Here is a 12,981-nt window from a genome sequence, read left to right as displayed (position 1 = left end):
ATGCTCGCGACTCTGATCCGCCGGATGCCGCCGAACGCGCCAGCGGCGAGGGAGGGGTTTGATGTTGGCTGTTCCGAGCAGTCCTGACGAGCGGCTCACGGCCGTCCGGCGTTCAAAGTTCGCTTACGTGTATGTGCGCCAATCCTCGATAAACCAAGTGCGCCACCATCAGGAAAGCACCGAACTTCAGTACAGCTTGGTGGACCGCGCCGTCAGATTGGGCTGGCCGCCGGATCGTGTCGTCGTCATCGATCAGGATCTTGGAAAGTCGGGAAACGGCCAAGTCGAGCGCGGCGGCTTCCAACGGCTCATCGCCGAGATCGGGCTCGGCAACGCGGGTCTGGTGGTCAGCCTCGATGCATCTCGATTGGCGCGCAACAACCGGGACTGGCATCAACTCCTCGAGTTGTGTTCATTGTTCGGCGTTGTCATCGCCGATGGTGAACGTCTCTACGATCCCTGCGCTTATCACGACCGGCTGCTGTTAGGGCTCTCGGGGATCATGAGCGAAGCGGAGTTGCACCAGATCCGCATCCGCCTGCATCAAGGGGAGCGGCAGAAGGCGGCGCGGGGCGAGCTTCGCATACCGCTGCCAGGTGGCTTGGCCTACAACCGCTCCGGCCAGATCGTGTTTAACCCTGATGAAGAGGTGCAGGCTCGGCTGCGTCTGATCTTCGACAAATTTAGAGAGCTTCAGACCGCGCGACGCGTTATGCGTTACCTGCGCACGCATGACCTACCCGTACCTGTGCGGCCGCTTCGCGGGCCGGCGCCCCATGAATTGGTGTGGCGAGACGCCACTATCGCCCATGTCCACCATATTTTGCACAACCCGGCCTATGCCGGCGCATATGTCTACGGCCGGCGCCGAATAAATGCGGTCCGCCAAGGTCCAGGTTCGCACCGCGCAACCTCGAAGGTGGCCATTGACGACTGGGAGGTTTGCATCAAAGACGCACACCCTGGTTATATTAACTGGGAGGAGTTCATGGCCAATCAGAGACGCCTCGCCGACAACACCAATCGATACGAGGCCGGCCACCGCGGCGCGCCACGCAAGGGCATTGCTTTGCTGCAGGGCTTGGCGGTTTGCGGCCAATGCGGGCGGCGGATGACCGTGCGCTACAGCGGCCCCGACAGTGCATGCCCCGTTTACTGCTGCCTGGCGGACCGCAACCAGACCGGCAGCTCTCTCTGTCAGGAGGTTCGGGCGCCCGCAGTAGATGAGTTGGTCGCCCAAACCCTCCTGAAGGCGTTGGAACCTGACCAAATCGCCATCGCCATCGCTGCGCTCGACGAGATTGCGGAGGAAACGCGGAGCCTCGAGAAACAATGGACGCTACGGCGGGAACGTGCGCGGTATGACGCCGAGCGGGCTCGACGACAATACGACACCGTGGAACCGGAAAATCGTCTCGTCGCCAGAACCCTGGAAAAGGCATGGGAAGACAAGCTGCGCTTGGTCGATGAGATCGAGCAGGAATATCGTCGGTGGAGAGACCGAGAGCCCTTGGTGTTACAGACACAGGATCACGCGGCGCTTCAGCAACTCGCCGAGAATTTGCCGGCTATCTGGCACTCAGAAACCACCCAACCAGAAGACCGCAAACGTATGTTGCGCTTCATCGTGCAGGAGGTCGTTCTCGACCAGAAGAAGATACGCGGCCAGGTCGCCATCAGGATTCTTTGGCAGACCGGCGCAACCAGCGAACATCAAATCCAACGCCGAGTTCAATCTTACGATCGAGACTATGGCGAACTCGAGCTTGTGCGTGAGCGGATCACGCAACTCAATGCTGCGGGCGATATGGACAGGCAAATCGCCAAAATATTGAATGACGAGGGTGTCCGCTCGGCGCGAGGCAAGCTGTTCAGCTATGAGAACATCTGGCTCTTACGCCACCGTTGGGGAATCCCCACAGCCAAGATCAACGGCGTCGCAGCCAATCCGCCGCGCTGGCCTGATGGAACCTACTCTGTACAGGGCGCAGCCGCTGCAATCGGCGTGACGGCTCAAACCATCTTCGATTACCTCGCCCAGGGACTTATCAACGGTCGGCAAAGCACGAAAGGCCAGCCTTGGCAGATTAGCCTTTCCAGCGACCAGATCGATCAACTGCAACGCCGCCTGCAGCGGACCAGGCGATCAAGGAAAGGTGCATCATGAAGCATTCGCGGATGCCAAGATGACCACCGCGCTGCTCGATCGCCTTACGCATCATTGCGAGATCGTCGAGACCGGAAACGACTCCTGGCGCTTCAAGAGCCGCTCTCAAAGCTAAAGCCGAAAAGCCAATCAGCCGCGCCCGATCAGGCTGTGCAACCCCGACCAGCTCCGCCTGATCGGGCGCTCATCGGCGTGCCCTTCACCGCCCCAAAACCGGGGTCCCTTTTGCGCGAAAATGCGGGGTCCCGATTCCACGGTCATTGACAAGCATCGGCCGCACACGGCGCTTGATGCGCCGGTGGTCCTGCTCGATCCTGTTGTTCAAGTATCGACTTTTCCTGACCGTGATCGGTTTCAGCCAGCGCCGGGAACGATCCTGCAATCGATTTGCCGCGTCGCAGGAAGTGATGGCTTCGTGATTGGTCTGGCTGCCGTCGATGACGATGCGATCGGGCCGGCCATGGCGCTCCAGGGCTTTCCTGAAGAAGCGCTTGGCCGCCAGCAGGTCGCGATGCTCGCTGAACCAGAATTCGACCGTGTCGCCGACGCTGTCGATGGCGCGGTAGAGATACATCCACTCACAGCGAACCTTGATGTAGGTTTCGTCGACATGCCATTTGCCGGTGACGGCACGCTTGCGGCGGTTGAAGCGCTCCAGCAACCGCGGCGCGAAATGAATGACCCAGCGATGGATCGTCGAACGATCGACGCCGATGCCGCGTTCGGCCATCATTTCTTTCAAGTCGCGCAGGCTCAGATCGTAGGCCAGATACCAGCGCACGCATAACAAGATGACGGACTGGTCGAACTGACGGCCTTTGAACATCTCGAACCTCGCGAAAATTGATGCAGGGTTCTCCCACGCGACCAGTTACCAAAACTTTGCAACACAACCTGGCGGCTGCCATCCAACTGGGGCAGCAGCGACGTCACGGTCCGATCGTTGCGGTAGCGCGCCAGCAGATTGCAGACTTGGCGGGTCGAGAGGCGCAGCTCGGCCGCGGCCCGGTTGATTGCCGCGCGTCTTGGCCCCGAACCGTCGAGAATCCTGTCGAGCTCGCGAGCGAGTCGACGTGCCGCCGACCATGCTTCGTCGGAATGCGACGTGCCGGGTGCGGCTTTGCGGTTGTGCAATCGGTGTGGCAAATCGAGCAGTCAGTGAAATCGTTAGCGAAAAAATCGAGGGCTGTCGTAGCGCCTAAACCTAAACAATACCTGACTTTTCCCTGTTTGAAATCGGGAAGTAAAAGCGACAGCCACCGAGGTTTTGGCCCGCCTTGACGAGCGGCTGGCTCGTTTCCCCGTCCGCGACGGTTTTGTCGAGCGCCAGCACTTCGCCGACGCTGCCGGCGCGCTCTGGCTCGAAGGCGAGCTCGTCCACCTCGAGGACCTTGTCCTGCACGACGCCCACATGGACATTCGCACCCTGACCCACGAACTCACCCGCGCGCACGCGGTGCTGCGTACCCGTCGGCGCATTTTTGTGCAGAAGCCGGACTGGGCGCTCAGTCGCGACGGTTTTGGCTCTGACCGGTCGGGACGGCGCTACGCCTGCGGCGGGACAAAAAAGCCGGGAAGGGGAGGGGCCAGCCCCATTGAGGCTGATGGTCGGGATGACGCTGACGACGATCTTCTGGCCGAAGAATTTGCCGAGATCGATGCTGTCCTGGCACGCTCGTCAAAGATTCTCAGCGGCGCCGACGTGCCTGGTCGAAAGCATGAAACGTCACGACGTGACCAAAACGGCCTGATCTACGATCTGACTGGAATGAAGAAGAACGGCTGGCCGAATGGCGGGATGTGATGGCCAAGACCCGCGATCTGCCGGTCGTCCTGCGCGCCGCGGTCCTGCTCGAAGCCTGGTCGGACATCGAGGTGCTGCAGCATGCCACGTGGCTCGGGGCCGCTGTTCGTCGCCGCGCTGCTGCGGCAGGAGGGTCTTACCGCCAACCATCTCGTCAGCCTGCAGCTCGGCGCCAAGAACATTCCACGAGAGCGGCGGCGGGCGCGCAATCGCTCGGATCGGTTGTTGGCTTTTGTCGATGCCATCCACGAGGCAGCGCTCGCCGGGTTGAAAGAGCATGACCGGCTGGTGATGGCGAAAAGCCAGATGGAACGGCGGCTGCGGGAGCGGCGCGTCAGTTCCAAACTTTCCGACCTGATCGAGCTGGTGCTGTCGCGGCCACTTGTCTCGACTGGCATGGTTCAGAAGGGGCTAAAAGTGACAAAACAGGGGGCGCTGAATCTGGTCGGTGAGCTTGGGCTGCGCGAGATGACGGGCAGGGGAAGCTTTCGGGCGTGGGGAATTGTGTGAGCCTCAGTCGGTCACGATAACAATTCCACCGCCTCTACGAAATTATCGAACTTGACGAACTTACGATGTAACCATATTGGGACAGCAGGAGGTTGTCATCATGGCCGCTCCAAAACGCAGCAATCATAGCGGGACCGCATCCCATGCGGGAGTCGCCCTGAGTTTTACCACGAAGTTGCCGGCACAGGCCGATTTCAAAAAGGTGTTGCTCGAACGCTATCAGGAGGCGATCGCACGCAGCCGCAAGATCGGCCATCGCGTATCGTTCAGGGTAGAGGTCGATCCGGCCGCCGGCGCGCAGACGATCACGCCGGTCGAGGAACAGCCGAGCGCTTCAGATGAGATGTTTCCCGTCGAGGATACGGGCAAGGCCGACGCTGAGCTTGAAGCGGCGCTCGCCAAGGCGTGCGAACGCGGTCGCAAGCGTGTTGCCGAAATTGTGGCCGCCGAAGACATGCTAAGTGCCGAAGCTTTTGCCAAGCTGCTCGGCACGTCGCGGGTGACGTCAACGCTAAGCGGCAGCGCGGGCAGGTGCTCGGGATCGATGGCGCCAAGCGCGGCTTCCGCTTTCCTGTCTGGCAGCTCGACAAGCATGGCCGGCCCTTCGGGGCCTTGCCGACGCTCCATGCGACGTTGGGCAATAATGCCTGGGCGGTCTATCGGTTTCTGGTGTCGCGCCATGGCGCGCTCGATGGGCGGACGGCACTCCGAGCCCTTCAGCAAGGCGATGACGGCTCGGTGTTGGCCGCGGCGGAAGGCATAGCCAGGGGCGATTTCGACTGAAGGCCCGGCGTTCCACCTCCACCCGATTTCGGGCGCGCAAAGCTCGATTCGAGACCATACCGCCGGGGCGGACATTCGGTCGGATCTACTGGAGCACCTATCCTGATCCCCTCGGATACGGGAAGTCGGCGAGCCGTTTCAGCGATCCGCGGCGTCGTGTTGCTGCAACCGTTTTGGCGTTCTCTACCTCGGCGACTCTCTGAAGGTTTGCTTCCTCGAGACCGTGCTCCGAGATCGGCGCGAAGGACTATTCGACGACCTCCCGATAGCGGAGGTGGAACTGACCCAACGGCGCTATGCGGAGATCACGACTACGGCGGAGCTTCGCCTGATCGATCTCAGGGGCGACAATGCGGTCAGGATGGGTGTTCCCACGGACGTAGTTCGGGCGCAGCGCCAGAACTTGGCTCGCCGATGGTCGGTGGCGTTTCACGAGCACTCGTCTCGGCCCGACGGCATCATTTACCCCTCTCGCCTCAACGGCGCGACCAATCTCGCCATCTACGATCATTCCATTGCAAAGCTTCAGCCGAAGCGCATTTTGGCGCTTCTCGGAGCGCCAGGGCTAGCTCAGGTTCTGGAGGATTTCCGGATCGGCTTGGCGTAAGGAAGCAGCGTCGGTTCGCGGGGTGAGGGATCTTCGGCCTTCAAAGGCCTGCAGTTCAGCAACCTCTTACAGTAGCTGTCCCTCATTGGTACGGTGTCGCGATCCATCGTTCACTCCCGAGCGCGGGTCGCACACTCTCACTTCAGGCGATCGACCTGTTGCTCAAGACCGACCGGGCGCTCCAGAGCTTGAGGCGAAAAGTAATGTACACCCGCATTCCCACCGGGAGGGTTTTATGCCAACTTGCCCAGTGATAGTATGTCAAATACTTGGGGGGGCACGTTTGGAAAAGTTGTTGCTGGATCTCGAGCATTGCTACGGGATCAAGAAGCTGAAAGCCGATCTGGATTTCAGCAAGAAGAGCGCGATTGCGATGCGCCGATGGTGCAATGAAGTCGTCACTAGCAAAAACGTTCCAAGACATCGCTGATGAGGAGAATAGTGGCGACCGGATCTTCAAAGACCGCATCAACAAGCGAGTAGTCACCGACGAAAAGGGGACAGCGTTACCGCCGGAAAGCGTCATGGTCGTGCTTCCTTACGAGGAAGCGTTCGGTCACAGCGAGAAGACGTCCACTTTGCTGGTGAACAGCAAGCTTCGCGAGGAGTACAAAAAACTCAACCTCGGCTTTGAAGACGCTAGGCAGCGGCTACTCGCCGCCCTGAAACAGCACACAGGCTCGAAGAAAGACTTGGGACGCGAGATATCTTCGACCTTCACGCAGGGCGAGGACCAATTCTACAAGGCTCTTTTGCGCGTTCAGGACGAACTCTTGAAGCAGAAGACCGCGCCGTTTACTACGGTCAGATATGACGTCATTTTTGATGACAACGTTTTAGCCTTGCTGGAAGGAGCTGGTGGAAAAGGAAAAGGAGGCGATCAGCAACGATCCAGACCTGCGCAAGAAGTTCGCCGCCGTTGAAAAGCTGATCACCAAAAACGTCAACGTCCGGCAGTTTGAGACCTACCTGACCGACAACGAGGACCTGCTACCCCACTTGGCAAACATGCCGGCGTTCAAGGAAGAGGTCTGGAAGAGTTACCTGTTCGCGTTCCTGGATCTCTACAAGGACGTCATCGAAAGGTACCAGGCTGCGGAGAAGCGTCGCGGCGAGATTGAAGCAGAGGCTGCAAAAGAACGGACGCAGTGGGCGGACGTGATCGAGATATTCAACGACCGCTTCTTCGTGCCGTTCAAGCTGGTGCCTAAGAATTTCACGGAGGTGGTACTCGGCCAGGAACCAATCCTCAGCGTCGGTTTCACATTTGAGGATGGGGCGGACACTGCGTCGGTAGAGCACGCCGATTTGTTGGCTACGCTCAGCACGGGCGAGAAAAAGGCACTCTACATCCTAAATATCATTTTCGATATCTGGAGTGCCTGCGAACCGGAACGGAATTGGACAGCGGCGGCTGATCGCTACCAACCGCTAGATCACACCACACAAAGCCCACATCCTGGGACTGCATGAAGCCCCATCTTATGCAGCGTCCTTTGCTTAGGCGCGGAACCATACGGAGCGATACGGGAAGACTTCTGATTTTGGCCCGCCAAGACAATGAAATCAAAGCTCTTGATACATCCGGCAACTTTTTTTGAGTACTAGGTAAGCCTGCAAATGGGTGCTTCTCCATGAAGGGTGCCGCTTCATCCGCGGCGTCCGCCGGTACGCCTGAAAGTGGTGGACGGTACCACAGATACGTCGGCGAGGCATCAGGTCTGAGAGGCGGCTTGTACGGTCGGGTCGGCTTCCTCTTCGAGAACGTCGTCGAAGGACGAGTAGTTCAGATTGTAGAGTTTGGAATAGAGCCCACCCATAGCCATCAGTTTGTCGTGGTTACCGGTTTCACTAATTTGGCCATTCTGAAGTACGATGATTCGATCGGCACCGCGGATTGTGGCGAGCCGGTGAGCGATGACAAGCCCAGTGCGGCCTTCCAGGAGTTTTGTCAGAGCCTTCTGGATCAGCATTTCCGTGTAGCTGTCGATGTTGGCGGTGGCCTCGTCAAGAACTAGGATCTTGGCATCGGCAACGAGAGCGCGGGCGAAACTGACAAGCTGACGCTGGCCGAGAGAAAGGTTGCCGCCGCGTTCGCCGAGCTGGGTATCATACCCGTCGGCAAGGCTCATGATGAAGTCGTGGGCGCCCACCACCTTGGCGGCCTCGATCACTTTGTCCCGCGTGGCTTCCCTCTTGTGGTAGCGGATGTTCTCGAAGACCGTCCCGGTGAACAGAAACGGCTCCTGCAGCACCATGGCGATCTGGAGCCCGAGCGATTCCTGGGTGAGATCGCGCACATCATGTCCGCCGACCAGCACTTGGCCTTGCTGAACATCATAAAAGCGGTGGACGAGGGCCATCGCGCTCGATTTGCCAGAGCCGGTCGGCCCGACCAGGGCGACCGTCTCGCCGGGATTGACGCCGAAGGAGACGTTTTTCAGCACCGGATTTTTGGGATCGTAGCCGAACGTGACGTTCCTGAACTCGACCGAGCCGTCCATTTCGGGCGCAAGGACCTTGGCATCCGGTTTGTCCTGGATCTCGATCCTGACGTCGAGCACATCGGTCAGGCGCTTGCCGGAGGCCATGGCGCGCTGCATGACGGAATATTGCAGAGTAAGTGAGCGAATTGGGTCAAAGAAGCGTTGGATATAGAGTATGTAGGCAACCAATACCCCCACATCGACACGGCCATTCACGATCATGGAGCCGCCGACCACAATGACGACGGCCATTGCGAGACCCGTGAGGCCATCAACGATCGGCACCATGACCTGTGCATACCTGGCAGCGACCAGGTGTGTCCTGAGGTCGGCATGTGCCTTGTCGTCATACAGCAGGAAGTTTACCTGCTGGCGGTCCATGGACTGGACGGTGCGCACGCCGTGAATGGCTTCGGCCAACGCGCCGTTGACGACTGAGTTGGTCTCGTGTGCAGCCATGAAGGCCTCGCGGGCACGCGGCAGCCAGACGATGCGGATCATCAACAGGGCCGGCAAGATCGAGAGCGTGAGAAAGCCCAGGCTGAAGTTGACGTACAGCATTACGAAAACGATGCCGAAGAGAAGCGCGATATCGCCTACGGAGTAGATCGAGCTTTCGAGGAATTCGTGTATAGAGTTGACGTCGCCTTGAAGGCGGGACATCAGTCGTCCGACCTCGGTCTTGTCCATGAAGGAGAGCGACACCTTCTGCAGATGGGCAAACATGGCGCGCCGGATGTCGAAGAGGACGTTCTCGGCCATTTTCCCCACCACGGTTTCCTGCGCGTAGGCGGCGCCGAAGTTAACCAGAATGGTGAGCGCAAACGCGCCGGCGGCCGCGAGAACGGCCGAGCGATCAACACCTCCCGGAGTTGTGGCGTGATCGATCGCGTGGCGGATGATCAGCGGGATGAGAAGCTGCGTGCCGGTGAAAACCAGCAATGCGGCAACCGAGACGACTGCCATGGCTCGGTAGGGACGAACGAAGGCCCAGATGCGCCGGATGATTTTCTTGTCGAAAGCCCGGCCGAACATCTCCTCCTCGACGCGGTGGGAGCCGACGACCGCGCGCGGGGGGCGCCTGCCGCTGTCATTGGGTTCGGTTTCGATTTCGCTGGCGTGCACCTTGGCCATCAGGGCGCGCCTCTGGACGTGGTCGCAATGTGATCTTCCGGGCGCAACTGAAGATCATGAAGGGCCTTATAGCGCCCCCGCTTGGCCAAAAGCTCCTGATGGGTGCCGCATTCCACGATCTCGCCATTGTCGACAAACAGGATACGGTCGGCGTGCTTGAGCGAACTGAGCCGGTGGGCGATGATGATCGTCACCCTATCCTGGGCGAAACGTCGTATCGCCGCGCGGATGCGCTGCTCGGTGGCGGCGTCGATCGAGGCCGTTGAGTCGTCGAAAATGACGATTGATGGGCGCAACATCATTGTGCGAGCTATGGTGAGACGCTGGCGCTGGCCGCCAGAGAGAGAGGCGCCACGTTCGCCGACGACCGTCTTGTAGCCCGCGGGGAGGCCAAGAATGTAATTGTGTAACTGGGCGGATTCGCTAGCGCGCGCAATCCGCGGGTCCTTCGCCCAGGGATCGCCATAGGCGATGTTGTTCTCGATCGTGGTAGTGAACAGGAATGCATCCTGTTGTACGACGGCGACCGCCTCGCGAAGCGTGGCGAGGGTAACCTCGCGGATGTCCTGCCCGTCAAGCATGATGGCGCCACCAGTGACATCGTAAAAGCGGGGGATCAGGTGAGCCATTGTGGATTTTCCCGAACCCGGCGGACCCACGATCGCGATCGTCTCGCCCCTACGGGCGCTAAAGGTGATATTCTTCAAAATGGCGCGGTTTCCGGTGCCGGGATATGCAAACGAGACATTGTCGAAGCGCAGAGTGCCTTCACCGATCTCAAGCGGTCTGGCGGTGGAAGCATCCCTGATCGTAATGTCCTGGTCGAGCAGACCGAAGAGGCGCGAACCGCAAGTGTAGGCGCGGGCGAAGCCGTTAACCATAAGACCGATCTGGCGGACGGGCATTTGAAGGATCGTCATGAAGGCCAGGAACGTCGTGAGCGTCCCAACGCTGAACTGGCCGGCGATGACCTTGTTGCAACCGATCCAGAGGACCAACCCCATGGCGAAAAAGAAGGCCAGGGTCATTGCCGACGTATTGGGCACGTGGACATCAACCTGCTCGTGGGCGAGTTCGAGCGCGTTTTTCGAGGCGCGGTCGAACTTTACCATTTCATAAGCTTGTGCCGAAAACGCCCGGACAACGCGGATCCCCGCGAGATTTTCCTCCATCACCCGGCCTAGGACGGAAAGCCGCTCCTGCAGGTCAAGCCAGATGACGCGTAGCTTAAGCTGCGTGACCGACGATCTCCAGGCCACGAAAGGCACGAAGCTTAGCGCGATGAGACCGAGCACCGGGTCGGTTGAGATCATCATGTAGGCGCCGATCCCGATCAGCATGCTGAGTAGAAGCAAGCGAACCAGGGCGGTGGAAAAATACATCCGCACGCCGTCGAGATCGAGGATGCCGAGAGTAATCAGGTCGCCTGAATGCACCCGGTCGTGAAAGGAAAAGTTGAGGCGCTGGACCTTGTCGTAACAAGCCAGCCGCAGTTCATACGCGACGTGATGCCCGACGGCTTCGGCAAAATAGTTTTGCGCCATCGTGAAGATGCCGCGCAGCGTACTCGCGGCGAGAAGCAGGAGAGCCAGAGTCAATAGCGCTTGTGCTGCATCCGTCCCAGTGACACTACTCCCGATTGCCGCCTGGGTCTGGTCGACAGCCCTGCCGAGAAGCCGGGGTATTAGCAACTGCAGGATCACGGCTATGATCGTCGCACTGATAGCAAGCGCGACCTGCCACGGGTGCCTCAAATTCATGCGCGTAATGCGCAGCAGAGTGCTCAAGCCTCGGCCCCACCCCGCCGCTTTCACATGCCCGGACGATTTGAGAGAGGTCATGCCAACAGCATCTCTGCTCACGGTGTGTTCCCGACTGAATTTTGCGCCTTCGGAAGCAAGCCGGTCGACTTACATCAAAGGCGCCCTCCAAGTTGATCCTGACCACTATCGGCTCAAGACGCTGACCCGGCGAGCTGCGCCACGGCTTCGCTCGCTGGCATGTCGACCACCGTGATTCCGCTTGCCGCAAGGAAACGGGCTTCGTTTCTGGTCAGCGCTTGCCCATCCATGATCGCGTAACGTGGGCCTTCTGAGCGCTTCATGATCTGCCTGGCGTAAGTACGCAGCATCTGATCGTTGAAGCGGCAGCCGACGAAGAAAAAGCCCCGATTGGTGCGCCGTTGCTTCACCAGATCAGGGATAGGTGTCTGGATATCGATTTCAGTCAGGGCTTCGACATAGTCGGAATCGGCGATGAGAAAATTGGCAGCCGGCCTGATACTGCCATGAGGGGTATAGAGAACCGTCGTTGTCGCTGCTGCGGCGTCGAGTTCCCTTCCGGACAAGTCGTAAGTTCTGGTCCAAATGTTACCGACTTCATTCGCCCGCGTGACGCCTTGTATCTCGATGACGTCGGTTCGGCCGGCCTCTGCTAGCGACGCGCGCATGGCGCCTTCGTACCAGCTGTCGATGATGAGGGAGAGGGGGAGTCTTGCGAGCCAGGCGTGGAGGAGGTTCGGCGCGGCCGGCTCCGCGAATATATCAGTCATCCAAGCTTGAAGCGTGCGGCGGTGCCGGCGCTGTTCGATGAACTGCGCGACTGACCACATATTGGTGCGGATCTTCGAGGGGGCTGGCGCGCGCGTGTTGAGTGCCGCGGCAACTGCTTCGGGGGTACACGGTACAGGCGGCTCCGCAGAGCCGAGCCGGAGGAGACCCGGACCGAGATAAGGGATCACCTGATCGGAGACGAGCGCTTGTCTTGCCAGCTCAAGCAGCTTTCTGGCAAAACTGTCCCGGACGACGACGAGGTGGCCCGAGGTCGGGGTCGTGTTCATGCTCGTTTCCTCTCGATGCCTCTCATAAGGGGCAGCATTAGTCCTCGTCGGAAAGCTTCCTTGCCTCGACGGTGATCGGCAGACGCGTATGTGGCGGAAGATCGGGTAAGAGGAGCCGCCAGCCGTTCCTGAGCGTTACGACCCCGCCCCACAGATCTTGGTTCTCGAATTTGATAATCGGCTCTTCGAGATCCTTCTTGGGGACATACGCTGACAACCCGGCATCGGTCCTGCGGATCATTACTTTCATCCGGACGTTCCTTGTTTCGCGTTTTCTTCGGTACTGCAGGGAGCGTCGGCTTTGTCGAGGCTCATCAATTCACGCGCTCGCATGCCAACGACGGTGCCACGGTCGATCCATTCGACCGCATAGATGAAGAACTGCTGTAGAAAGGTGCCAATGTCCCGCACATAGCCCTCTTCACCCTTGCGCACGAGATTTTCGCCGATCTCCCTGCCAGGATAGGTGCCGTCATTCTTTATGTGACGGATGGCACGGACCCGCTCTCCCGGCCTAAATCGGGGAGGCCTGTGGATTTCGACCTCCTGTTCGCGTGCGAGCCACATGGCGGTTCCTTGTTTCTTTGAGGCTACAGTTGTTGATGTTCGCAGGCTCCCGGAGGCAGCCGCTATGCGGTAGCCTGATTGGGG

Annotated in this window: 12 protein-coding genes and 5 pseudogenes; 9 read left to right on the top strand and 8 right to left on the bottom strand. The window is 59.4% G+C overall.

Annotation, left to right across the window (positions count from 1 at the left end; translation table 11 throughout):
* Positions 1 to 61: 61 nt before the first annotated feature.
* Together RPG13_RS32280 and RPG13_RS32275 are read left to right on the top strand one after the other, a co-directional pair.
* Complete coding sequence (locus RPG13_RS32280) at positions 62 to 2,167, top strand: recombinase family protein (RefSeq protein WP_337126853.1); 2,106 nt, start codon at positions 62 to 64, stop codon at positions 2,165 to 2,167.
* A 4-nt stretch (positions 2,168 to 2,171) separates the two neighbouring features.
* Positions 2,172 to 2,282: pseudogene (locus tag RPG13_RS32275) on the top strand (ATP-binding protein); the annotation flags it as partial.
* A gap of 150 nt (positions 2,283 to 2,432) precedes the next feature.
* On the opposite strand, the pseudogene RPG13_RS32270 reads toward RPG13_RS32275, so the two are convergent.
* The 3 genes and pseudogenes from RPG13_RS32270 to RPG13_RS32260 all read right to left on the bottom strand — a co-directional run.
* Positions 2,433 to 2,993 (bottom strand): annotated as a pseudogene (locus RPG13_RS32270) (IS6 family transposase); the annotation flags it as partial.
* A 68-nt stretch (positions 2,994 to 3,061) separates the two neighbouring features.
* A pseudogene (locus RPG13_RS32265) lies at positions 3,062 to 3,313 on the bottom strand (Mu transposase C-terminal domain-containing protein); the annotation flags it as partial.
* Between the two features lie 58 nt (positions 3,314 to 3,371).
* Positions 3,372 to 3,578, bottom strand: coding sequence for a hypothetical protein (locus RPG13_RS32260; protein WP_337126904.1), 207 nt, complete (start codon positions 3,576 to 3,578; stop codon positions 3,372 to 3,374).
* On the opposite strand from RPG13_RS32260, the gene RPG13_RS32255 reads away from it, so the two are divergent.
* The 7 genes and pseudogenes from RPG13_RS32255 to RPG13_RS32225 all read left to right on the top strand — a co-directional run bounded on the left by RPG13_RS32255 (position 3,579) and on the right by RPG13_RS32225 (position 7,344).
* Entirely contained in the window at positions 3,579 to 3,971 is a 393-nt protein-coding gene (locus RPG13_RS32255) for a hypothetical protein (protein WP_337126903.1), read from the top strand. It abuts the gene before it with no gap.
* Positions 3,971 to 4,015, top strand: a pseudogene (locus RPG13_RS32250) (hypothetical protein); the annotation flags it as partial. The gene RPG13_RS32255 and the pseudogene RPG13_RS32250, both read left to right, overlap by 1 nt.
* A 37-nt stretch (positions 4,016 to 4,052) precedes the next feature.
* Entirely contained in the window at positions 4,053 to 4,481 is a 429-nt protein-coding gene (locus RPG13_RS32245; RefSeq protein ID WP_337126902.1) for a helix-turn-helix domain-containing protein, read from the top strand.
* A 100-nt stretch (positions 4,482 to 4,581) separates the two neighbouring features.
* Positions 4,582 to 5,264, top strand: a pseudogene (locus RPG13_RS32240) (XRE family transcriptional regulator).
* A gap of 223 nt (positions 5,265 to 5,487) precedes the next feature.
* Positions 5,488 to 5,871: an RES domain-containing protein gene (locus RPG13_RS32235; RefSeq protein ID WP_337126901.1), complete on the top strand. Its 384-nt coding sequence runs from the start codon at positions 5,488 to 5,490 to the stop codon at positions 5,869 to 5,871.
* Between the two features lie 389 nt (positions 5,872 to 6,260).
* Positions 6,261 to 6,794 carry a hypothetical protein gene (locus tag RPG13_RS32230; RefSeq protein WP_337126900.1) on the top strand — a complete coding sequence of 178 codons (534 nt, stop codon included), beginning with the start codon at positions 6,261 to 6,263 and terminating at the stop codon, positions 6,792 to 6,794.
* Positions 6,730 to 7,344, top strand: a complete 615-nt coding sequence (locus RPG13_RS32225) for a hypothetical protein (RefSeq protein ID WP_337126899.1) — start codon at positions 6,730 to 6,732, stop codon at positions 7,342 to 7,344. The genes RPG13_RS32230 and RPG13_RS32225 overlap by 65 nt, the downstream gene beginning before the upstream one ends.
* 242 nt (positions 7,345 to 7,586) lie before the next feature.
* On the opposite strand, the gene RPG13_RS32220 is transcribed toward RPG13_RS32225, so the two are convergent.
* The 5 genes from RPG13_RS32220 to RPG13_RS32200 form a co-directional block, all read right to left on the bottom strand.
* Positions 7,587 to 9,491, bottom strand: coding sequence for an ABC transporter ATP-binding protein (locus RPG13_RS32220; protein ID WP_128248125.1), 1,905 nt, complete (start codon positions 9,489 to 9,491; stop codon positions 7,587 to 7,589).
* Positions 9,491 to 11,332: an ABC transporter ATP-binding protein gene (locus tag RPG13_RS32215; protein WP_337126898.1), complete on the bottom strand. Its 1,842-nt coding sequence runs from the start codon at positions 11,330 to 11,332 to the stop codon at positions 9,491 to 9,493. The genes RPG13_RS32220 and RPG13_RS32215 overlap by 1 nt, the downstream gene beginning before the upstream one ends.
* Positions 11,333 to 11,445: 113 nt before the next feature.
* Complete coding sequence (locus tag RPG13_RS32210) at positions 11,446 to 12,330, bottom strand: SIR2 family NAD-dependent protein deacylase (protein ID WP_127207974.1); 885 nt, start codon at positions 12,328 to 12,330, stop codon at positions 11,446 to 11,448.
* A gap of 37 nt (positions 12,331 to 12,367) precedes the next feature.
* Positions 12,368 to 12,580 carry a putative nitrogen fixation protein NifT gene (nifT, locus tag RPG13_RS32205; RefSeq protein WP_123150881.1) on the bottom strand — a complete coding sequence of 71 codons (213 nt, stop codon included), beginning with the start codon at positions 12,578 to 12,580 and terminating at the stop codon, positions 12,368 to 12,370.
* Positions 12,577 to 12,897: a nitrogen fixation protein NifZ gene (locus RPG13_RS32200; protein WP_337126897.1), complete on the bottom strand. Its 321-nt coding sequence runs from the start codon at positions 12,895 to 12,897 to the stop codon at positions 12,577 to 12,579. Before RPG13_RS32200 ends, nifT begins: the two co-directional genes overlap by 4 nt.
* Between the last annotated feature and the right edge of the window lie 84 nt (positions 12,898 to 12,981).

Source organism: Mesorhizobium sp. ISC15, from assembly GCF_037162615.1.
Taxonomy (GTDB): domain Bacteria; phylum Pseudomonadota; class Alphaproteobacteria; order Rhizobiales; family Rhizobiaceae; genus Mesorhizobium; species Mesorhizobium mediterraneum.
This window is presented reverse-complemented; position numbering and strand designations above follow the sequence as displayed.